The 21432-nt window shown below is 44.4% G+C and carries 20 protein-coding genes; 6 read left to right on the top strand and 14 right to left on the bottom strand.

The window, feature by feature from the left end; all coding sequences use genetic code 11:
* Positions 1 to 98 precede the first annotated feature (98 nt).
* The 9 genes from L3V36_RS04275 to L3V36_RS04315 form a co-directional block, all read right to left on the bottom strand.
* On the bottom strand, positions 99 to 905 hold the full coding sequence (locus L3V36_RS04275) for a DUF1365 domain-containing protein (protein WP_108109299.1): 807 nt from the start codon (positions 903 to 905) through the stop codon (positions 99 to 101).
* Entirely contained in the window at positions 902 to 2173 is a 1272-nt protein-coding gene (locus L3V36_RS04280; protein WP_208774454.1) for an FAD-dependent oxidoreductase, read from the bottom strand. Before L3V36_RS04280 ends, L3V36_RS04275 begins: the two co-directional genes overlap by 4 nt.
* A 2-nt stretch (positions 2174 to 2175) precedes the next feature.
* Positions 2176 to 2907 (bottom strand): SDR family NAD(P)-dependent oxidoreductase, encoded by a 732-nt coding sequence (locus L3V36_RS04285; protein ID WP_054546096.1) that lies wholly within the window; start codon positions 2905 to 2907, stop codon positions 2176 to 2178.
* Positions 2907 to 3338, bottom strand: coding sequence for a nuclear transport factor 2 family protein (locus L3V36_RS04290; protein WP_208774452.1), 432 nt, complete (start codon positions 3336 to 3338; stop codon positions 2907 to 2909). Before L3V36_RS04290 ends, L3V36_RS04285 begins: the two co-directional genes overlap by 1 nt.
* A gap of 14 nt (positions 3339 to 3352) precedes the next feature.
* Positions 3353 to 4798, bottom strand: coding sequence for a deoxyribodipyrimidine photo-lyase (gene phrB, locus L3V36_RS04295; RefSeq protein ID WP_208774450.1), 1446 nt, complete (start codon positions 4796 to 4798; stop codon positions 3353 to 3355).
* On the bottom strand, positions 4795 to 5742 hold the full coding sequence (locus tag L3V36_RS04300; protein ID WP_108091386.1) for a DUF523 and DUF1722 domain-containing protein: 948 nt from the start codon (positions 5740 to 5742) through the stop codon (positions 4795 to 4797). The genes phrB and L3V36_RS04300 overlap by 4 nt, the downstream gene beginning before the upstream one ends.
* 144 nt (positions 5743 to 5886) lie before the next feature.
* Positions 5887 to 6597, bottom strand: coding sequence for a ChrR family anti-sigma-E factor (locus L3V36_RS04305; RefSeq protein ID WP_108091385.1), 711 nt, complete (start codon positions 6595 to 6597; stop codon positions 5887 to 5889).
* The gene (locus tag L3V36_RS04310) at positions 6590 to 7237 is read right to left on the bottom strand and encodes a sigma-70 family RNA polymerase sigma factor (RefSeq protein ID WP_108091384.1); all 648 of its coding nucleotides are present in this window, start codon (positions 7235 to 7237) and stop codon (positions 6590 to 6592) included. The genes L3V36_RS04305 and L3V36_RS04310 overlap by 8 nt, the downstream gene beginning before the upstream one ends.
* Positions 7238 to 7347: 110 nt before the next feature.
* Positions 7348 to 7968, bottom strand: a complete 621-nt coding sequence (locus L3V36_RS04315) for an LON peptidase substrate-binding domain-containing protein (protein WP_108109291.1) — start codon at positions 7966 to 7968, stop codon at positions 7348 to 7350.
* Positions 7969 to 8245: 277 nt separating this feature from the next.
* Here L3V36_RS04315 and L3V36_RS04320 point away from each other — a divergent pair, with 277 nt between their 5' ends.
* Positions 8246 to 8632 carry a tautomerase family protein gene (locus tag L3V36_RS04320; protein WP_004732720.1) on the top strand — a complete coding sequence of 129 codons (387 nt, stop codon included), beginning with the start codon at positions 8246 to 8248 and terminating at the stop codon, positions 8630 to 8632.
* 140 nt (positions 8633 to 8772) lie between these two features.
* Here the strand turns inward: L3V36_RS04320 and L3V36_RS04325 are convergent, their stop codons facing one another.
* Complete coding sequence (locus L3V36_RS04325; protein ID WP_208774448.1) at positions 8773 to 9570, bottom strand: DUF4344 domain-containing metallopeptidase; 798 nt, start codon at positions 9568 to 9570, stop codon at positions 8773 to 8775.
* A gap of 455 nt (positions 9571 to 10025) precedes the next feature.
* Between L3V36_RS04325 and L3V36_RS04330 the strand changes: the two genes are divergently transcribed.
* Together L3V36_RS04330 and gltS are read left to right on the top strand one after the other, a co-directional pair.
* Positions 10026 to 10382 carry a YibL family ribosome-associated protein gene (locus L3V36_RS04330; protein WP_004732722.1) on the top strand — a complete coding sequence of 119 codons (357 nt, stop codon included), beginning with the start codon at positions 10026 to 10028 and terminating at the stop codon, positions 10380 to 10382.
* Positions 10383 to 10698: 316 nt separating this feature from the next.
* Positions 10699 to 11925: a sodium/glutamate symporter gene (gltS, locus tag L3V36_RS04335; RefSeq protein WP_208774446.1), complete on the top strand. Its 1227-nt coding sequence runs from the start codon at positions 10699 to 10701 to the stop codon at positions 11923 to 11925.
* A gap of 99 nt (positions 11926 to 12024) precedes the next feature.
* Here the strand turns inward: gltS and norW are convergent, their stop codons facing one another.
* The 4 genes from norW to L3V36_RS04355 form a co-directional block, all read right to left on the bottom strand.
* Complete coding sequence (gene norW / locus L3V36_RS04340; RefSeq protein ID WP_208774444.1) at positions 12025 to 13194, bottom strand: NADH:flavorubredoxin reductase NorW; 1170 nt, start codon at positions 13192 to 13194, stop codon at positions 12025 to 12027.
* 1 nt (position 13195) lies between these two features.
* Positions 13196 to 14701 (bottom strand): anaerobic nitric oxide reductase flavorubredoxin, encoded by a 1506-nt coding sequence (gene norV / locus L3V36_RS04345; protein ID WP_208774442.1) that lies wholly within the window; start codon positions 14699 to 14701, stop codon positions 13196 to 13198.
* Positions 14702 to 15038: 337 nt separating this feature from the next.
* Positions 15039 to 15695 carry an NAD(P)H-dependent oxidoreductase gene (locus L3V36_RS04350; protein WP_004732726.1) on the bottom strand — a complete coding sequence of 219 codons (657 nt, stop codon included), beginning with the start codon at positions 15693 to 15695 and terminating at the stop codon, positions 15039 to 15041.
* A gap of 324 nt (positions 15696 to 16019) precedes the next feature.
* Complete coding sequence (locus L3V36_RS04355; protein ID WP_017077056.1) at positions 16020 to 16886, bottom strand: hypothetical protein; 867 nt, start codon at positions 16884 to 16886, stop codon at positions 16020 to 16022.
* 570 nt (positions 16887 to 17456) lie between these two features.
* On the opposite strand from L3V36_RS04355, the gene L3V36_RS04360 reads away from it, so the two are divergent.
* From L3V36_RS04360 to L3V36_RS04370, 3 genes are all read left to right on the top strand, one after another.
* Entirely contained in the window at positions 17457 to 19349 is a 1893-nt protein-coding gene (locus L3V36_RS04360) for a PTS mannitol transporter subunit IICBA (protein ID WP_102456212.1), read from the top strand.
* Positions 19350 to 19531: 182 nt separating this feature from the next.
* Positions 19532 to 20680 carry a mannitol-1-phosphate 5-dehydrogenase gene (locus tag L3V36_RS04365; RefSeq protein ID WP_017077054.1) on the top strand — a complete coding sequence of 383 codons (1149 nt, stop codon included), beginning with the start codon at positions 19532 to 19534 and terminating at the stop codon, positions 20678 to 20680.
* 50 nt (positions 20681 to 20730) lie between these two features.
* A complete protein-coding gene (locus tag L3V36_RS04370; RefSeq protein WP_193835446.1) occupies positions 20731 to 21267 on the top strand; it encodes an MltR family transcriptional regulator in 537 nt (178 codons plus the stop codon).
* The last annotated feature ends 165 nt before the right edge of the window (positions 21268 to 21432 follow it).

The following is a 21432-nucleotide window of genomic DNA, read 5'->3' on the forward strand; positions in this document are numbered from 1 at the left end:
ATTCTAATATTTTGTGCCAACTAAGCTGGGTTGTGCCCCTTAGTTGGAGCGAACCCAAGCTTGGGTCGAGTTCTATTATTTAGTTGCTGTGAAGACACTTAAGATGTTGAGTCTGGATGCCCCACAAACGGTACTTTTTTCAGGAATAATTTGAGAGCCTGATAATAAATGCCCATCACGACTTTGATCGTCATCGCCGGAATCTTGAATACCGTTCGTCTAATGTTTGTCTTGGTTACTGACTGTTTCGTCAAGGCCAGTGTCGCATCGAAAAGCTTGTCGTCTCGGCGGCTTTCGATGTGGACCAAGGTGCGTTTCGCTGGTGGCTTAATCTTCCAAAAATAAGTCATATTCAAATCCATGAACGGCGAAACGTGAAACTCTTTCTTAACCTTTAGTTCTTGGTGCATGTCGATCAGGTAGTAATGTCGTTGGCGCCAAGGCGTGTTACTCACTTCAGCCAACATGTACTTACAAGCTCCTGTTTCGTCGTAACAGAAGAAACAGTTGATTGGGCTGAAATAGATACCTAAACAGCGGCACTGAGCCAGCATCGTCACACGGTTTGAATCAGACCAAACCCCACCAAGTTTTTGCACTTTGGAAGCTATACGTTGTTTAAGTGATTTTGGTTCATCCGTAGTGGCATTTTCTTTTTTTTCAGCGAGATAATCCGATTCGACAAAGCGAATCGGGTTGTACCATCGAGTTCCGAACAGCGCACTACGCGCTGTGGTTTGGGGCAGTTCATCGAGATCTAACCCCATCATATACAGCTGATAGCTAAACTCATGAGTGATGTCGCCAAAGCGGCGGTGTCTGACGTTGCCCCAATAGATACCGCTGAGCTCTTCACTCTTTTCGGATGCGATCTCCATTTCGGATGTCAGGGTTTGGCTGTTCATAGCGCTGAACTCGTACTCAAATCTAAACCGAAGCGTTTGGTCACATCGAGTGCACTGTGGACGCCGTCTTCATGGAACCCGTTGTACCAGTATGCGCCGGCGAAGTGCGTCTGGTTTTTGCCACAAATCTGCTCACGCTTGTGCTGAGCTTCGACCGTGTTCGAATTAAGTACCGGGTGATGATAAACAAAGCTGCGAATAATTTTTTTTGGGTCGATGGCTTCGCTTTGATTCAAGGTGACACAGAAGGTGTCTTGGCTTTCGATGCCTTGCAGAATGTTCATGTTGTAAGTCACACAGGCAGGTCGTTTACTGTCGCCATCCAACATGTAGTTCCAACTTGCCCATGCAAGCTTTCTGTCTGGTAACAATCGGGTATCAGTGTGCAGAACCACTTCATTGCGGCTGTATGGGATCTCGCCCAGTACCTGCTTCTCTTGCTCTGTTGCATCGCCGAGTAAACGTAACGCTTGGTCTGAGTGACAAGCAAATATCACTTCGTCGAAGTCTTGTGTGCCGCCATCTTCAAATTCAATCGTGATGCCCGCTTCATGGCGAGTGACTTGTTTGATCGATGTGTTCAAAGCGACGGATTTGTTCAAACCTGAAAGGATAATTTCAACGTAAGAGCGCGATCCTTTTGGAATCACATACCACTGAGGACGGTTCGCGATGTCGAGTAGCCCGTGGTTGTAGAAGAATTGAATGAAGAATTTAAGCTCAAATTCTTCCATTTCCTCTAAGCTTGTCGACCAAATTGCTGCGCCCATCGGTAGGATGTAATGCTGGCTGAAAAAGTCGGAAAACTGATTGTCGCTTAGGAAGCTGCCAAGGGTGACATCTGGTGTGAATTCGTTGCTTTCAAACTGAGCCTTACACAGTTTGTTGAACTTGAGAATGTTTGACACTAAAGACCAGAACTGAGGTTTGAAAATATTGCTTCGCTGAGCAAACAACGAATTAATGCTGTGACCGTTGTACTCAAACTTAGTGGTGGTGTTGTGGACGCTGAAACTCATCTCGGTAGGTTGCCTTTCAATACCGAGTTGTTCGAGTAGCTGATTGAAGTTTGGGTAGGTTCGATCGTTGAAAACGATGAAGCCAGTATCTATTGAAAACGCCGTGCCTCGGTGTTCTATATCAACCGTAGCAGTGTGCCCGCCGACGTAGTCATTTTTCTCGAATACCGTCACGTCGTGGTGCTTATCTAGTACATGTGCGCAAGTCAGTCCAGAGATGCCTGAACCTATAATGGCGATTTTCTTCATTGTTATACCATCCTTGAAGCGAGTTTTTGCCAAACTGGAGTTGGAAGCATTCTTAGTAGCTTCATCAACATGATGAATCGTCTTGGGAAATCGATTTCACTCTTTCCTTGAGCAATACCATTTACGATTCGCTGAGTTGCGGCCTCACTACTAATAATCATAGGCATAGAGAAGGTATTTCGCTCGGTTAATGGCGTTTCAACAAAGCCTGGGTGCACAATTGAGACATGAATATTGTGCTCGGCCAGATCAACCGACAGTGTTCTGCCTAAGTAGGTGAGGGCTGCCTTTGAAGCGCCATAAGCCTCGGCTCTTGGCAAAGGTAAAAAGCTGGCGCTGGAGCTTACTAAAACCAAACGGCCACCCGGCTTAATGTTTTTTAGCCAAGCCTTAAGGGCATAGCCAATCGAAATTAGATTGATGTTGATGACGCGCTCGAAAAGCTCAGCATCAAAATTCACTGGGTCGTTGATGTATTCACAATCACCCGCATTTAAAATCAGCAGATCGAGCGGCTTGTCTTGGTCGAGCTCTGGGAAGTTGTGGTAATCGGTCAGATCGAAACAGAGCGGCGTAATGGATGAATGCGCGATGTCTGTCTCATGAGAATCAACCAAGGCTTGCAGTTTGTCTGGGTTACGGCCACAAGCAATCACCTGATGCCCTTGTTGAGCGTAATCGATAGCGAGTGATTGGCCGATACCTGAGGTCGCGCCTGTGATCATAATACGCATTATTGGCTCGCTCTCTTTTTGATGGATTTGATGGCGCAGCCCAGAACTGGAATGTGTTCGTACAACATAGAGCCGACATCAAGATAGTCTCTGTGATAAACCACTTGACCGTCGAGCATCTTAAGGTGGCTGTGTCCTTGTACTTCGATTGGCTTTTGACCGTTCAGCTGCTTATGAGAAAATTGCATCGTCCAATACACCGAAGCTTCGTCGTTCACTTCGAAAGTGTGTTCGATATGAAAGTAACAGCTCGTTACCTGGGTGTAGAGGTTCTCGAAGTAGTGCGTAAGCGCCGAAATACCGCTGACATGATGCAGCGGGTCTTGGAATTCAATACCAGGGTGATAAACCGTCTTAAGCACGTCGAAATTGTCGGTTCCGAGTTCTCGATACATGTTGAGAAAGTTATCAAGCCATAGAGAGTTATCCATAATATTCACTCTAATTATTTGAAGAAGGCTAAGGCTCTCAATCGTGCTTCTTTGTGCTCAACGATGGGTTGCCAGTATTCGCTGTCTATTCCGTTTTTAGTGATAAAGTCATGTGGGAAATGCACATGTTTATCTGGGATATTTTGCAGCTCTGGTATGTACTTACGAATAAAAATTCCTTTTGGATCAAACTTTTCACTCTGAGTGATCGGATTGAAAATTCGAAAGTAGGGTTGAGCATCACAGCCAGTACTTGAAGCCCACTGCCAGCCACCATTATTCGCGCTGAAATCACCATCGATAAGGTGCGACATAAAGAAACGCTCACCCCAACGCCAATCGATCAGTAGGTGCTTGGTTAGGAAGCTTGCCACCACCATTCTTAGCCTGTTGTGCATCCAGCCTGTCTCAACCAATTGACGCATCGCTGCATCAACTAATGGGTAGCCTGTTTTTCCTTCGCACCACGCCTTGAAGCTAGGGTTGTCGTGATACCAATCTAAGCCGTTGTATTTCTGCTGAAAGTTCTCACCTTTAACCAGTTTAGGATGATGGAACATCAAATGCTTATAAAAATCTCGCCAAATCAATTCATTAAGCCAAGAAAAGGCTGGCAGTTGTGTGTCAAACAACAAATCGGGTTGTTGCTGTATCAACTGAATCGCTAACCAACGTGGGCTTACAGCGCCAATCGCCAAATAAGGGGATAGTCCAGACGTGCCTTTTATCGAGGGAATGTCTCGAAGGCGAGAATAGTCGTTAACTTTATTGGCTAAGAAATTGGGGATCACGCTCTCAAGCACGTCTTGGCTTAGTGGCCAACGCTCTGAATCGGTACGCGGAAAGTCGAAATCGTACTCGCCAGAAAAACCACTTAACGATTGTTTCAGTTGTGATGGATTCTGAAGCGAATCCGTTTCAGATGAACCTGCTTGCGCTGATCCTGTTGAATGCACTGGAGCGTGGCTGCAAATGATGCCTTTCGCTTGCACTTCTTTTAACCATGCGTTTTTGAAAGGTGTGAAAACCTTGAACATCTCACCTTGTTTATTCAGCACGCTACCTAATGGCAGAATCGTATCGCAGTCGGTTATCTTCAGTTTTATACCGCTAGCGATTAAGCGTTTGTCACGTAACTGCTCGTCTACTTCAGGCTCAGAATTTGCGTAAACACACGTCGCATCAAGCTGTTTGTATAGATGAGTGAGTTGTGCGGCTTGGTCGTCAAAGTCTGTGGCTTTGAGGTGCAAAAGATCGATCCCAAATTCAGCGAGTTGGGATTCAAGTTGCTGCAGGTGACGATAGATTAAATCGGCTTTGATTGGCGCAAGGTGGTGTTGCTGCCATTGCTGTGGCGTTGAAATAAAAACGGCGATAGAGACGCCGTTTTCAACTGCCGCGACGAGCGCTGGGTTATCGTGAATCCTCAGGTCTCGTCTTATCCATAGAATGTCGCTCAATATCCGTATCTCAGCTTAAGTTCTTGTGGGTGCGGGTTTAGGTAAACCTGTGATTCAAGGTACTCGTTTGGATATTCCATCAAGTAGTGGTTAATCAGTGTTAGTGGAACTAACAGAGGAACAAGACCTTCTCTGAATGATGAAATCTGATTGGTAAGCTCTTGCTTGTGCGCGCTACTCAATTGTTTCTTAAAGTAACCTTGCAAATGATGCAGAGTATTGGCGTGGCTACCACGGTTCGCGTGGTGAGATAATGCCGTCATCAAGCCTTCAATATATTGTTTTGCCAACTCATCGATTTCAAGATCGTTGCTTGCTAATAATTTCCCAAGTTTCTTATAGCCTTCAATGTGGTGACACATTACTAAGTACTTGTGAGCGCTGTGGAATTGAATCAGCTTGTGTTTAGTTACGCCTTCGTCAACAAGGTTGAGCCACTTCTGATAAGTGAAGACACGTGTCATGAAGTTTTCGCGTAAAATAGGGTCATTGAGGCGACCATTCTCTTCAACTGGAAGTAATGGGTTGCCTTCCATCACTTGTTTGGTGAACATGCCTACGCCTGTCGATTCAGAGCCGCGACCGTGGTGGTGGTACACTTTTACTCTTTCCATACCGCAGGTTGGGCTTTTTTGACACACAATGAATCCTGCGATGTGCTGGTTGCTCTTTGAATAGTTTTGTCCAAACTCGATCAGATCATTGGTCACATCACCAGAACCGTCAGGTCTAGAAACGTGAATGATATTGTCTTGCTGACGAACTTGGCGAATGGTTGGTCGAGGCGTTGGAAGCCCAATGCCCATCTCTGGGCAAACAGGTTCCAACTCTACGTAATCTGCAAGATCGTCGGTGCAGAAGCGCGAACGTTTATGACCAGTATCGAACCGAACTTTATGACCGGCGACACATGCACTAATGCCTATTTTTATTTTTTTATCCATTGGTCAATTCCTTACGCTCATTGCTCGTTGTTATTCTTATATTGTGTGTTTTGTTGCTTATTAAACATTACTTTAGTTCGGTTTTTACTTTGCTTACTAGCCAACTCTATGAGTCTTGTGACGTACCCGGTAAATCTTTTCAATCTAATAAATGTATTTACCCAGTGGGTTGAATAACTGGCTCACACCTTTTGTGAAGTAAAGCGCATCACTTGAAACAGTTAAACACACACAACCTTCTTTGGTGGCTGGTTGATGGGTGTGGTCACCATCTAACCAGATGAAGTCGCCTTTGTTGTAGACGCCCATTTCGTCTTCGAAACTGCCTTCTAAAAGAAGCGTAATCTCAAAGCCTTTGTGGGTGTGGCAAGGCACTTGTCCATCTTTGTCGATGTGCAGCAAGCTGGTGTGGTGTGCTTCGTCGTCAAAATCGAGTCTTGCGCGTGAAATTTTGCCTAAGTTCATCCAGTCTTTTCTCGCCACTGAATTCAACGCGCGAGGAATAGTGAACGTGGTGTCTGCAACCGTAACTTGCTGAACTTCGGGTGTCACTTCGATAGCTTGAGATGAATCAGCAGTGATTTGAGCAATCGCATCAAAATCAAACTCCCCATCATCGGATAAGAACGCATCCATTTCGCTGTCAGAAAGTTGAAGCCCTGAGGTATCACTTTCAAAGGCAGATGTATCGCTTTCAAAGACTGAGTTAGCAGCTTGCGCCGTCAGCATGCTTACTTGTTGTTGGCAGTGTTGACACAGTTCTACATGGCTAGAGACAATCAAAGAAACTGAGTCTGCGAGTGTGCCATCGACAAAATCTTTCAAAATTGCGGCATTTGGGTGATGTTTAATCATGATCTTGTTCCCCCATGTGAACCTTAAGTTTGGCTAAAGCGAGTCTTAGACGTGATTTCACGGTTCCAAGTGGGACGCCAAGTTGTTGAGCGAGTTGCTCTTGTGACAACTCCTGAAAGTAAACGCCTTTAACAATCGTTTTCTGAGCCAAAGGCAACTTCTCTATTTGAGTCATTACATGGCGGCTCATCAAATGATCACCAAACGGTAATTCATCACTTTGAGATTCCGCGACCATTGCATCTATTGGCCAAATGTCGTCAGCGATGGTTTGCTCTGCTTTAGCTTTTACCTTTCGTAGCATGTCGAAAGCAGCGTTTCGCATCACGGTGTAGACCCAAGTAGTCCCAGCGCCTTTCTCTTCGTTGTAGAGATGCGCTTTCTTCCAAACGTTAGTCATCGTGTCTTGAACTAGCTCGTTTGCAGCAGCTTCGCTGCCCAACTTGCTGATTCCAAAACGCTTGATCTTAGGTGCGAAGAACTTGAACAAACAGGTGAAGGCTTGTTTGTCTCGGTCTGAACCAACCAAAATCAACCAGCTTGAGAGCTCTGTAGGTACCTTATTTTCATTAGGTAGTTTGTTGTCGGGGATAATGACATGCTCCTTGCCGTTCCCTGAACTTCTGCTTTCGGCTTGCATAGTACTTAACCATCATGCGAATTTGAGTGGCACTACGTGAAAGGAGAAGGTCGGGATCACTTTAATTTAAATTAATTTCCACTATACAAAATTATAGTGAAGAAAAGTGCTTATTGCCCCGTAATGATTTGATTCAAAAAAGGAACTAAAGAAGGAAAGCTAGCGGGTTCGGTAAATTCTGTTTTCTTTTCCAATGGGATAGGCATCATTTCGAGTAATCGCGCACAGATCCATCGTGGACTTTCGAAGTCTGGAGTGGGGTAGAGCGTTCTGATTGAATCGTGGTCTCGAAACAGCTGTACTAAGAATGCAGTAAATACGTTCGGTACTTTGCATTCTAGATCTGGCCAATGAGGTAACAACCTGAACTGGCTTTTAATCAGGTCATCGTCGTCTCGAAATGATCCGTGAAGCTGAACCAGTTGTTGACCTTCGACATCGATTTCCAAAATTTGGTCGTCAGACATATTGAAATCAACGATGGACACTTTGGTTCCCCAAGAACTGAGATGTTCAGAGTTGGTGCTGTCTTGGGTGGCAATAATGAACCCACCTCCTTGGGCCGCATGTGCAACCATAGCAAGATATTTTGGTTCAAAGATGCGTAGCCTCTGGCGACCTCCGGGCAGAAGGAATATCGGAAGGGGAAATACGGCGAGCTCGAGAGAAGACTCTACGAGTGTCTCTGGTTCGGCGTCTGTCCGTGTGGTCTGGCTCGATGAATTCGGCACATAGCACTCCTTAGTTCAAATGTAATTTGAGAAGATATACGCGGAGTCGGTGGTGTTCGATCAATTGATTGTGGTTGTTGTTATTGGGTGATGAGCTCCAGACATGAGCCAAAGCAGATGATTTTTTGTTGCACATGCTCATAAATTCATTGTTTTTACCTTCTTTCATACGCGTCATTAGGTAATATATGTACGAATAGTAAGCGGATGGGTAGTCGCCAGACGATGCTTCTATCTAACCTTCTTCTTTACCTGACATCGCATCAAAGGAATGGTCATGATTGTTATATATGGTATCAAAGAGTGCTTGAATCCAATTAAGTTGCAGCTCTCTAATGTATTGCAACAGTGCTTAAACAGTGAAATGGGTTTACCCGATGACAAGCGAGCGCATCGATTTGTACCATTGGAGCGGGATGATTTCTTTTATCCAGAAGGAAGAACAGAAGCCTATACCGTTATAGAGATCAATATGATGGAAGGTCGAGCGGTCAACACCAAGAAGCGCTTAATTAAGAAGATATTTTCTGAAATAGAAAAGCAGTTAGCTATCTCTCCTATTGATATCGAAATAACCATCAAGGAACAACCTGCACACTGTTGGGGATTTCGAGGCATGACCGGTGATGAAGCCCAAGACCTGAAGTATAAAGTGAAGGTCTAAGTTCTAAGTTCTAAGTTCTAAGGTCTCAGGACTAAGATATATTCCACTTCAAACATTAGATTTAAAGATTACTGAGAGCGGCTTTAGAAAAACACTAAGCCGCTTGTTATTGAAGAAGACCAATAGAGAAAGTTAAACCATTAGCTCTCGTCGTTCTCTTTTAGGTAACGGTGCCAGTTGGCATTGATGACATCAAAGTGCTCCACACAGAACTCTTTCCTATCTTTCAAATAGTCGTTTTCCACTTCATCGAGCAAGTTCTTGTAGGCTTCAGGATCGCTGCCATACACCAAGCATAACGTGGAGAAGTAACGCTGTAGATCAAAACTGTGCTCATCAATGTATTCACCCAAGTCGTAATACTCAGGGCGGTCTTCTGATTCGAAAGCGAACATGTCAGCGGCGCTGATTGCGGCATCACCTCCATGTTCTACATAGTTAAGTAAAAGCACTGTCGCGAGGTTATCAACGGCATCTTCCTCTTTGCCCAGTATGGCAATATTCTGGTCTTCGATATAAGCATGCCCCGCTTCGTGCAGTAGAGTATGAAGCAAGGTATCGATAGCACCAGTTTGCGCGGTCTTTCCATACTCTTTTTCGTATTGATTCTTTTCAAAGTAATTAAGCGACTCAGAGTAGAAGCTATACGGGATAAGCACTTGATGTATTTGTGGATCGTAGAGTGGACCTTCTTCCCCGCCGTATTGAATGGTTAATGGCTTTTCAAACATGAAGAGTTGGTTTGACAGGTCAATCACAGTGTCATTAACGCCACTGTTTTGAATTTCACGTTTGAGCTGCTCTTCTTCAGTATTTTGTGGTGAAGAGAACTCAACGATCAGGTTACTTTGGGTTGTTTGTTCACTAGATGCATAAGTGGCGGCAAACGCTGAGCTAAGGGCTAGGCTGTAGGTCAGTGTTCGTTTCAATAATGTCATCGGCTATCCTTGTGATTATGCTGCGATTCAGGCTCGGTGTTAAGGTGATCCCCCTAAGTCATGTAACTCAAGTTACGCGATCCAAGTTATGTACCTTACGCTGTTTAAGCTGTTTAAGCTGTTTAAGCTGTTTAAGCTGTTTAAGCTGTTTAAGTTATTTGAGTTATTTGAGTTATTTGAGTTAATTGAGTTATTTAAGTTAATTACGGTGGTTAGATTACAAGTTTAGACTGAATTTTGAAGCATCGAGGACAGCAATTTTTGAAGTCGACACTGGCTGATTAATGAGTGACCCGCTTTGAGGTTTGGGTACAAAGAATTGGCGAGCTGAATGACCAGCGTTGATGTGATTCGTTTCTGTTGGTAATTGATAGATAAATTTCGGTTCAAGTGAACCCTTGTGCTATACTCCGCGCCCCAATCCGAATTGGCTTGTTAAATCTTAGGAAATTATTATGAGTGTTAAAAACGAACTTCAACAAATTAACAACCGTCTAGACAAATGTCGCAACAAGTTAGCGGCTGCTAAAACTCGTAATGATCGTCCTGTTGTTCGTCAATTTGAAGACGAGATTAAGAAGCTAACCAAGAAAATTGCTCAGTTGAAACACAAAGAAAGCTTCGATGTAAATCAAGAGCGTAAGTCTTTGGTTGATATGCCATTTAGCCGTGAGATTACAAAAGCTGAGCAAGCGGATATGGGTAAACTTAAGAAGTCTGTAAAAGGGCTCGTAATTGTTCACCCAATGACGAAGATCGGTAAAGAGCTTCGCATTGAGGTTATGACTGGTTACGCACCGAAAAAATTCTAATTACCAGTGATGGTGATGAAAGAGGAGCTAGTAATAGCTCCTTTTTGCTTTTTTAGGTATTAAAAAAGCAGAGTCAGCGGCAAGGATACTCACGCCGTTATCAACTTTTTGGAGGTGATTGTTGTCACAAATCCTTTTATCTCCTATAAAAGTTAACGTGTCACTAACATGGCACCAAGTGAACGCAGTAATGTGTTCGCTTTTCGAATCTACAATTTCTCTCCAGTTTGTATAAATATAGGTAGAGCAGCACAGATAATTACAGATAAAACTAGACTCATTAAGGAAGATGAGAACGTAAAAAAATAGAGGTTATATGAATCAATTAATTTCAATTGGACCACTAGAATCCTTCCTAATCGCGATTAGTGTTTTGTTTCTAGGTCATTTCGTCAATGCAAAGCTTCCGGTTCTCAAAAAGTACAATATTCCAGAGCCCATTGTCGGCGGCTTGATTGTCGCTTTTGCTATTACAGCCCTGCACTTTAACGGCCTTGATCTTGAGTTTTCCTTGCCCCTGCAGAACACGTTTATGTTGATGTTCTTTGCAACGGTCGGCCTTGCGGCGAACTACACGCAGCTGATAAAGGGTGGTGCTAAGGTATTCCTATTTTTAGGGGTTGCCTCGGTTTACATCATTATCCAAAACGGTGTAGGTGTAACACTTGCGACGGCACTAGGCCTTGAACCCTTGATGGGTTTGATTGCTGGATCTATCACGCTTTCGGGTGGTCACGGCACGGGCGCAGCTTGGTCTCAAACTTTTTCAGACACGTTTGGCATTGCCAATACTCTAGAAATCGCGATGGCTTCAGCGACGTTTGGTTTGATTATCGGTGGTATTATCGGTAGCCCAGTAGCACAAAAGCTGATTGATAAAAACCAGCTTGAATCTGAGTACGGCACTGGCACACAAACCCACGAGCGTTTTCCTGAGCTTGTTACTTACAACGAGTATGAAGAAGACAAAGTAACAGCGAAGAAGGTGATTGAAGTATTGTTCATTCTTCTTATCTGTATCTCGGGGGCGAAATACCTAGAAGAGTGGGTGGCGACTTTTAAAATTTCTTGGTTGATGATTCCTGACTTCGTTTACGCGTTGTTTATCGGTGTGTTCATTACTAACGTTTTTGAAGTGACTAAGCTGCATAAAACCGACAGTGAAACGGTCGATATTCTTGGTACGGTGTCATTGTCGCTGTTCCTAGCGATGGCGCTAATGAGCCTTAAGCTTTGGAACATCTTTGACCTTGCGATTCCGTTCTTGGTAATCCTTGCGGTTCAGGCTGTGGTGTTGGGTATCTTCTCTTACTTTGTGACGTTCAAAGTAATGGGTTCTAACTACGACGCAGCGGTTATGGCGGGTGGTCACTGTGGTTTCGGCCTAGGTGCAACACCAACAGCGGTAATGAACATGGGTTCTTTGGTGAACCGATTCGGTCCGTCGCCACAAGCCTTCATGGTTGTGCCAATCGTTGGTGCCTTCTTTATCGATATCGTTAACCTGATCATCCTTCAAGGTTACATCTCGTTTATCGGTTAATGTTCGCCTGTGCTTAAATGCGATGAGCTCATCGCACTAAGATGAATACAAGAAAGCCAGTCTGTTGACTGGCTTTTTTTGTATTAGCGCCTCTAGAACTTATGCGGGTGAGCTTGCTTGTAGCTCTTTAAGAAGAGGGAACGCGGCTTTGGTGTGTTCTCCAGTGACGATGAATCCAACCAACTGGTTATCTTCATTGAAGCCTTTGGCAACAATGCCTTTAGGATCGAATCGAGTTTCCCAGCTCTGAGCAGTGTGAATATCGCGCCCTGCGAGCTGAATAGGGTAACTCGGTGTTTTCACCTTGGTGATCATATGAGGCAAGCTGAGCTTTGCTTCGCCCACTTTGATCTCTCCTTTATCCTTAGTCAGCTGCTTCGCCAACACGTTTGCAGACAAAATAGCGGGCTGCAAATAGGCCATCACACGACCTTCAATTTCAGCGCAATCACCAATCGCATACACATTGTTAGCACTGGTTTTCAGGGTGTCATTGACCACAATGCCTCTGTTTACCTCTAATCCCGCTTGGGTAGCTAAAGCTGTGTTTGGCCTTAATCCTGCTGCAGCAATCACAGTATCTGCTCGTATTAGCCGAGAAGAGGTGGTTTGTAGCCTAACTCCATCAGACAGGTAAGTCGCTCGACAAATCACAGAGTCGGTTTCGACGGTAACCCCTGCTTTTGTCAGCTCCCTTTCCAACTCAAGCGAAACGAAAGGTGGCACAAGGCTATTCAATAGATAACTTGCAGGTTCGATAATCGTGACATCTTTGCCCGCAGTTTGAAGATCGAACGCGAGCTCGACCCCAATCAAGCCTCCACCCATTACGGTGATGCGCTGAGCGTCATCGATCTGAGCTTTGTGTTTCTTGAACTCTTCCAAACTATTTAACGTAATGGTCGCGCTGCGTTTAAGCCCTTCCGCTGGTGGTATGAAAGGCGTCGCGCCCGTTGCTAATACCAACTTCGAATAATGGATAGTTTGTCCATCAACACGAACACACTGCTGCTTGGTATCGATTTCGCTGACTAAAGCCCCGGTTTTGATGACCACGTTGTACTGCTCAGCCAATTGTTGAGCGTTATTAACGGCTAAGGCTTGTGGTGTTTGAGCTTGGCTGAATACGTGTGAAAGATTCGGCTTACTGTACTCAACTCCCGCATCTGCCGTGATCATGGTTATCGCGATATCTTGGTCAATTTTACGTACCATCTTTATGGTTTGTAGGGCGGCGAAACCACCACCCACAATCACAATGTTCGACATGTTACTTCTCCACAAATACTTCTTTGCCTAAATGGCATTCTGGGCAAAGGAAGTCATCCGGCACTTGTGCCCAAGGTGTTCCTGGTTCAACGCCTTGGTAGGGTTCACCCAATTGAGGGTCGTACACCCATTCACACACTGTGCAGCGCCAGCAAGTACAGTCTGCAGTGTGTACTGACTTATCTTGAGCTACTTCTGTTTCCTGCTCTGTCGTGTCTTTGAGCTCGGCAGTGGTGTTTGCCGGTGCTGGTGTGGCTTCAAGCGGTGTAACATTGCGTGATACTTGCTTTGGTGCGCTGACTTCGTCTGGATTTACACGCCAAACTTCAGCAAGTGTCATTCCGTAATCAATACATTGGCGAAGTGCGTCTGTATCTGGTTTCCAGTGAATATGCTGAGGTGCGCTCACTTCGAAGTTGGCTTCACGTAAGCGAGCGTCGATGCGTTTTACCGCGCCGCCAGTCCACCCTGAAGAACCAAATGCTGCGGCTCTTTTTTCTGCAAAGCGCAGGCCGTGTACTTCTTCAAGTAGCGCGGCGATTTGCGGCATCATCACATTGTTCATGGTCGATGATCCAACAAGCACGCCCTTTGAACGGAAGATATTGGCAAGGATGTCATTCTTATCGTGCTTAGAGATATTGAAGACCTTGATGGCTGTTTCTGGGCTGCCTTTACGGATACCTTTTGCGATTGCGTCAGCCATCATACGAGTGTTATTGGACATGGTGTCGTAGACAATGGTGATACGATCTTCTTTGTAGGCTTTAGACCACTCGTAATATTGCTCAACGATTTGAGTCGCATTGTCGCGCCAAATACAGCCGTGAGAAGTAGCAATGACATCGATCGGCACGCCTAAACTCAGGACTTCTTCTATCTTCGCTTTCACCAAAGGCGCGAAAGGCGTCAGGATGTTCGAGAAGTAACGCAGACATTGGTCATGCAGCTCTACTTGGTCTAGTTGGTCATTGAATAGGTTCTCGTCGCAGTAGTGTTGGCCGAAAGCATCGTTACTAAACAGGATTTCATCACCAGTGAGGTATGTTGCCATTGAGTCTGGCCAGTGCAGCATTTTCATCTCTACGAAGATCAGTTGTTTTCCGTTACCGACGTCAAGAGTGTCACCGGTTTTGACGGTTCTGAAGTTCCAGTCTGGTTGGTGGTGGTGACCAACGATGGAGTTCACTCCCGCTTCCGTACAGTAAACAGGCGTGTTCGGAATTTTAGCCAGTAGCGCAGAGAGGGCGCCTGAGTGATCTTCTTCTGCATGCTGACAAATGATGTAGTCGATCTCGTTGATGTCGATTTCCATCTCTAGGTTTGCAAGGAATTGTTCAGTAAAGCGATGATCGACAGTATCGACAAGCACTGTCTTCTCTTCACGGATCAGATACGAGTTATAGCTCGTACCTTTGTTCATGTGGTATTCCTTACCGTGGAAGTACTCGGTTTCCCAATCGTGGACGCCGACCCAATGAACATTTGATTTAACGTGAATAGTCATAATGATAATACCTTATTTAAATATCTAAGGCTCTCATAGCACTAGTTGTGCCATGTTTTTAAGTGTTTGTTTTTATGTCGTTTGTTTGGTTTTTAATCGCCATGATGTGTCTTTATGACATTGTGGTTTGTGTAATCAAAATAAACACAGTGTGTCTTTATGACTAAGTGGTTGGTAATTGGTAGTTAGTAGTTGCTTGGATAAATAACAGATAAAAAAAAAGGCCAGACGAGAGTCTGGCCAAATAAGGCAGTGTGATTTAACTGTTAAAGCTATTAGCTTTATTAAAATTAACTAGACCTATTAGTGCTTTGAAGCCACTAATAAATACGAGCTATTAAAGCGTAGTAACCACTTCATCAAGCGCTAGACGCGCTTTTGGTTTACCGTGGTTGTAGTCTTCGCCGTCTTTGTGGTAGCCGATAGCCAGTGCTACATCAACAACGTGACCTTCCAGTTCGTCAGCAAACTCTTCGCCGATCATAGCGGCATCTACGCCTTCCATCGGTGTTGATGCAATACCAAGACGAGCCAGTGTGTGCATTGTGTTACCTAGTGCGATGTACACTTGAGACTTAGTCCAGTTACCGTTGAAACCCGTTTCGTCTGTGTTCATTTCTGCGAATGCGTAAGCACCTAAGAATTGCTCGTACATTTCAGCAGGTAGGTGACCAGAACTTACTTCTGTATCAGCACGCTTCGCGAATTTCTCTTTAGTGTATTTAGGATCGTGAGCAAACAGGATCGTGTGTGACGCTTCTTTCGCATGTGGTTGGTTAAACTGGAACATGTTCTCGAAAGTATTGTGGAAACGTTGTTTTGCTGCGTCGCTCTCAATGATGATGAATTTCCAAGGCTGAGAGTTGATAGAAGAAGCTGATAAACGAAGTGCTTCTTTGATTACTTCCATGTCTTCCGCAGAGATGCGTTTGTCGGCATCGTATTTTTTAGCTGTGTAACGAGTGTTTAGATCAGTAATGATTGGATGAGTCATGTTGAATCCTAATATCTATCAATAATAAATGTTGTAGGGTTTTATGTTCGGTAACGTCAACAATAAACGGATAACGCATTTAGGCAGTATCTCTATCAAAATCGTTGCTAGAACCGTCAATTTCTAAAAGACCTAGTGCTTAAATGGCTATCGAACATGTCCCCATAAATCGAGTATCTGCGGTAGCTCAAGTCGATGGGTGTAAGATAATAGAAGAATGGCTTGGGAAAAATAGCGAACACATCAAATCACTATGGTTGGTAATGTCCATAATGATTTAATTAGTGTGATCTGGATGTGTGTTGGTTTTCGAAAATCAGCCAGTTAGTACGCTTTTATTCCATATTGGCGTAATAAAGAGGGAAGTACGCTGTCGAGGTTTGGGATATCTTCAGGGTTAAGTTCAATCAAGCTAAAACCGTGCTCTTGGTAAATTTTCTTGGTCGCATTTCGTTTGTCTTCTTCTATAGGGCCTGAATCTGTTCCCCAGAACTGAATGTATACCTTGCCGCTTGGCAGGTAGAAATCGCTCATTACTTCTTTTGATATCGGGAGCGGACGCTCGTACGCATGAACCACTCCTGCCATATAAAGCCAGTTATCGATGATCAGCTCTCCCTTTGAACGAACATAATGCCCATCTAAGCTTCGGTGCTTCGCTTCAAATTTTTGACGAAAACTGGAAAATGACACATCAGTAGAGTGGCTTTCAGCATCATGCCCTAGGAATTCAACAACAGACTGCTTCAAACGTTTATTGCGAACCAGTGAGTCGTGCCATACCACGAATAAGTTTTGAGTCGCTTTATCTTCTCTTTGTTCACCACCGGCTTTTAAGCCTGTAGAGGTGACATGCCAGCCGTCGTCTTCTTTTGTTATCCAGCCAAGCTCATTGAGCAATAAGTTGATTTTCTTTGCGCTGAGTTGAAAGGCACCGCCGAGCTGAGTGGCGGTCAATGTGTTTCCTGAGAATGAATCCAAATCGATAAGCAGTTTCTCTGGCCAGACAATAAAGACACCGAACTTCTTATGTTCGACATATTCCCCACCAAAGCTTTCTCCTCGTTCTGTAAGAACCCAGCGCTCTTGTGAGCGCACGATATAACCCGCTGTCTTTAGATCGCTAAATAAAGTTTTAGCTTCTATGCCTTTTTGTTTAGCGAGTGCGGATGTGGAAATTTTGTCTGACATAGTCTTTTCTCAAATAGCAGAGTGATCCGCTGATGGGTTTTGGAGAGATACATGATGTGATAGCACTGGTGAATACCATATCACATCTACTAATGCCAACTGCAGCTCACTGGTCTATGTTTTTAGTAGAAAGTCATGTCTGGTTTTGATTTTGTGGGAAATGTGGTTATTTTTGTAATTAAATTACACAATTAGCGATTTTGCTCATCTGGGTGCATATTTTCTATACGTGACACGATGTTCTTTTATACGGTTTATATAGATCTTAGATGCTATATTTTATTAAGTGTGATTTTGATCACTATTTATTTTTAAGTATTACAAAATAAAGCGTGATCTAGATCTTGTGTTAATGATATTCATTCTCATTAATTTGGCTTTGTAATTTAAATTCATGGTGTTTTTGTGATCTAAAGTGCTCTTGTTAACCCTAAAGTGTTTTTCGTGTGTGATGGTTGTCACGAAAGTTGGGCTAAGGTGCATTTTGGAAATGTTGTGATACATTTTAATCGACTTTTGAGTACACACTTTCGGTCATTTGACCAACCAATACATTACGGGGTTCTACCTATGTTATCACCAGAAGCAAAGATTAAGGTTCAAAACTTTGGTCGTTTCTTATCCAATATGGTAATGCCAAACATCGGCGCATTTATTGCGTGGGGTTTCATTACTGCACTATTCATCCCAACCGGTTGGTGGCCTAACGAAACGTTAGCATCAATGGTTGGCCCTATGATTACATACCTATTGCCACTATTGATTGGTTACACCGGTGGTAAAATGGTTGGTGGTGACCGCGGTGCGGTAGTGGGTGCCATCACGACAATGGGTGTTATCGTTGGTACTGATATCCCAATGTTCATGGGTGCAATGATTGTGGGTCCACTAGGTGGTATCGCAATTAAGAAATTCGATGAAGCTGTTCACGGTAAAGTGAAGAGTGGTTTCGAAATGCTAGTGAACAACTTCTCTGCGGGTATCATCGGCATGATCTGTGCGATCATCGCGTTCATCGTGATTGGTCCTGCGGTTAAGATTCTATCTGGCGGACTTGCTGCTGGCGTAAACGCAATGGTAGAAGCAGGTGCATTACCTCTAGCATCTATTTTTGTTGAACCTGCGAAAATTCTATTCCTAAATAACGCAATCAACCACGGTATCTTCTCTCCACTAGGTATCCAGCAATCTGAAGAGATTGGTCGTTCAATCTTCTTCTTAATCGAAGCAAACCCAGGTCCGGGTCTTGGTCTTCTGCTTGCTTACATGGTGTTTGGTAAAGGTAGCGCGAAGCAGTCTGCTGCTGGTGCATCTATCATCCATTTCCTAGGTGGTATCCACGAAATTTACTTCCCTTACGTTCTAATGAACCCACGTCTAATCCTTGCTGTAATTGCAGGTGGCATGGCGGGTGTATTCACTAACGTAGTGTTCGATTCTGGCCTTATCTCTCCAGCATCACCAGGTTCTATCTTCGCTATCTTGTTGATGACACCTAAAGGCTCTTACATCGGCGTGATTCTATCGGTTATCGCAGCAACGGCAGTATCGTTTGTTGTAGCGTCAATCCTACTTAAGACTTCAGCTCAAGGTGATGACGAAGACTCACTAGAAAAAGCGTCTGCACAGATGAAAGACATGAAAGCGTCTTCTAAAGGTGCAGCATCAGGCGCTGATGTAAACCTAGCGGATGTTAAAGCTGTTTATGTAGCGTGTGATGCGGGTATGGGTTCAAGTGCAATGGGTGCGGGTCTACTTCGTAAAAAAGTAGCAACAGCTGGCCTAGACATTGAAGTGACCAACTACGCAATCAACAACCTACCGGCTGATTCGCAAATCGTTATTACGCATAAAGACCTAACAGACCGTGCTCGTAGCACTGTGCCAGGTGCGATGCATATGTCTCTAAGCAACTTCCTAGACGGCGGCGTATACGACCAACTAGTTGCTGAGCTTGTCGATGCTCAAAGTGGTGAAGCGAAAGTAGAAGCTCCGGCGCCTGCTGCAGCTGCAGCACAAGAAGGCAACAAGCTTGCACTTACTGACGACAGCATCTTCCTTGGCCTAAAAGCGACTCAGAAAGAAGACGCAATCAAGTTTGCTGGCGAACAATTAGTAAAACTTGGCAACGTATCACCGGAATACGTAGACGGCATGTTTGCTCGTGAAGAGCTTGTGTCTACTTACCTAGGTGAGTCTATCGCTGTGCCACACGGCACAATCGAAGCGAAACAATATGTACAAAAAACCGGCATTGTTTTCTGTCAGTACCCTGAAGGTATTCAGTGGGGCGAAGATGAAGATGATATCGCGAAGATGGTTATCGGTATTGCCGCACAAGGCGATGAGCACAACATGGTGCTGATGGCTATTACCAATTCACTCGATGATGAAGAAGCTGTGGAATGCTTACAGAACACAACAAACCCTGCTGATGTTCTACGTATTCTCAACGGAAACTAAAAAGCTCTAGTCAAGCTCCTGAGTGAAGGAGGCCAGTATCCCCCTACTGGCCTCATTTCGGTCTTAATCTTTCTTACAAGATTCAGTCTGAATAGCTTACTGCTTAATGCCTAGGGCACGTCGTCAAGGCATGTTGTTGAGCCGTTAGCTATCTAGATTCAAATATTTATAAGGTCAAAATTATGAAAGCGTTACATTTTGGTGCAGGTAATATCGGTCGTGGTTTCATTGGTAAGCTTCTTTCTGATGCAGGTATGAAGGTTACGTTTGCTGACGTAAATGAAACGGTTGTAAATGCGTTAATTGAACGCCAAGAATACCCAGTTAAGATTGTTGGCGAAGAGTGTGTTGTAGAAGTGGTTAAGAACGTGACAGCTGTAAACTCAGCGACAAGCGCTGTAGTAGATTGCATCGCTGAGTCTGATCTTGTGACGACAGCCGTTGGCCCTACTGTTCTTAAAATTATCTCTAAATCTATCGCTCAAGGCATTGAAAAGCGTGCAGCAGCAAACAACACGGCACCAATGAACATTATCGCGGCAGAGAACATGGTTCGCGGTACTAGCCAATTAAAGGCAGCAGTGTTAGAGCACCTTTCTGATGAAATGAAAGCCTTCACTGAAGAGCACATTGGCTTTGTTGATTCAGCGGTCGACCGTATTGTTCCACCGGCAGAAGCGGGCGAAACAGACCCTCTAGCCGTAACCGTTGAAACGTTCAGCGAGTGGATCGTAGATCAAACACAATTTAAGGGTGAGATTCCAAACATCCCAGGTATGGAATGCACTGACAACCTAATGGCTTTCGTTGAGCGTAAATTGTTCACGCTAAATACGGGTCACTTGGTAACGGCATACCTTGGTGTACTTGCAGGTCACGAGACCATTAAAGACTCTATCGAAGATGACGTAATCCGAGCTGAAGTAACAGCAACGATGGAAGAGAGTGGTGCGGTTCTAATTAAGCGTTACGGCTTTGATCCAGAAGCTCACGCTGCCTACATCCAAAAGATTCTTGGTCGTTTTGCTAACCCGTTCCTACGTGATGAAGTAGACCGTGTTGGTCGTCAGCCAATTCGTAAACTGAGCCCACAAGACCGCCTAGTTAAGCCTCTGAATGGCACATTAGAGTACGGCCTACCGAATGTTCACTTAGTAAAAGCAATCGCAGCTGCGTTCCATTACAAGAATGAAGACGACCCACAAGCGGTTGAACTTCAAGCAATGTTCGCAGAAAAAGGGTTTGCTGAGACATTAGCGCATTATTCTGAGCTGAATAGTGACTCAGAAGTTGTTAAACTAGCGGAAGAAGCTTATCTAGCATTGAAATGATAAACCATCAAAGTGCCACACCAGTGGCACTTTCTTATTGTCGAGCCGTTATGCCAATACAAACTAGCCACGAAACTGAATTACTCGAAGCCCTATCTGAAGCTGAGAGCGCTAGCGCCTGTCTAATGGCGGCTTACGATGCATTGGACGACACGGTAGATGCCGTATTAAAAAACATTTTCAAGAAAGACGACACGGCAATTAAATTTGTTGTTGAACCACTTCTCAACAGTGGCGGTCCGTTGGGCGAAATTATGATCCGCGCTAAGCTGCTATTAGGGCTTGGTGTGATCAGTAAAGAGCTCTACGATGATTTAGAGATTTTCGTTACCTTGAAAGAGTGGGCGAAAATACAGGGTGAAGATACCAGTTTCACAGAAGTCGACGTTATATTTGAGCTCAACAAGGTGCAGGCGATTCAACGCATAATGCCTATCGAATATGACTCGGAGATGGTGGAAACCATGTCGGGCCCAATGCTTCAAATGTTCTTGGGTCGACACAATCAAAAAGTGAAGTCGACGATCGTTTTGGCGATCACTGACATTATCACGACCTTATGCCGAGATAACGCACTGAGTTCTTAGTTCTAGTTTGCAGTCCTGCTTATCTTGTTTCACATCCTACATATCTTGTAGCTGTTCGTTCGTTTCAATCCAAAGCTTAAAATGATGGCGGTTTCTCTCGTTGGGGAAATCGCTTTGTTGTTTTTGTGTCTATCAAAAACTCTCGACACTTTCCCCCCGCTTATC

It is taken from the genome of Vibrio sp. G-C-1 (genome assembly GCF_021728015.1).
Lineage (GTDB): Bacteria > Pseudomonadota > Gammaproteobacteria > Enterobacterales > Vibrionaceae > Vibrio > Vibrio splendidus.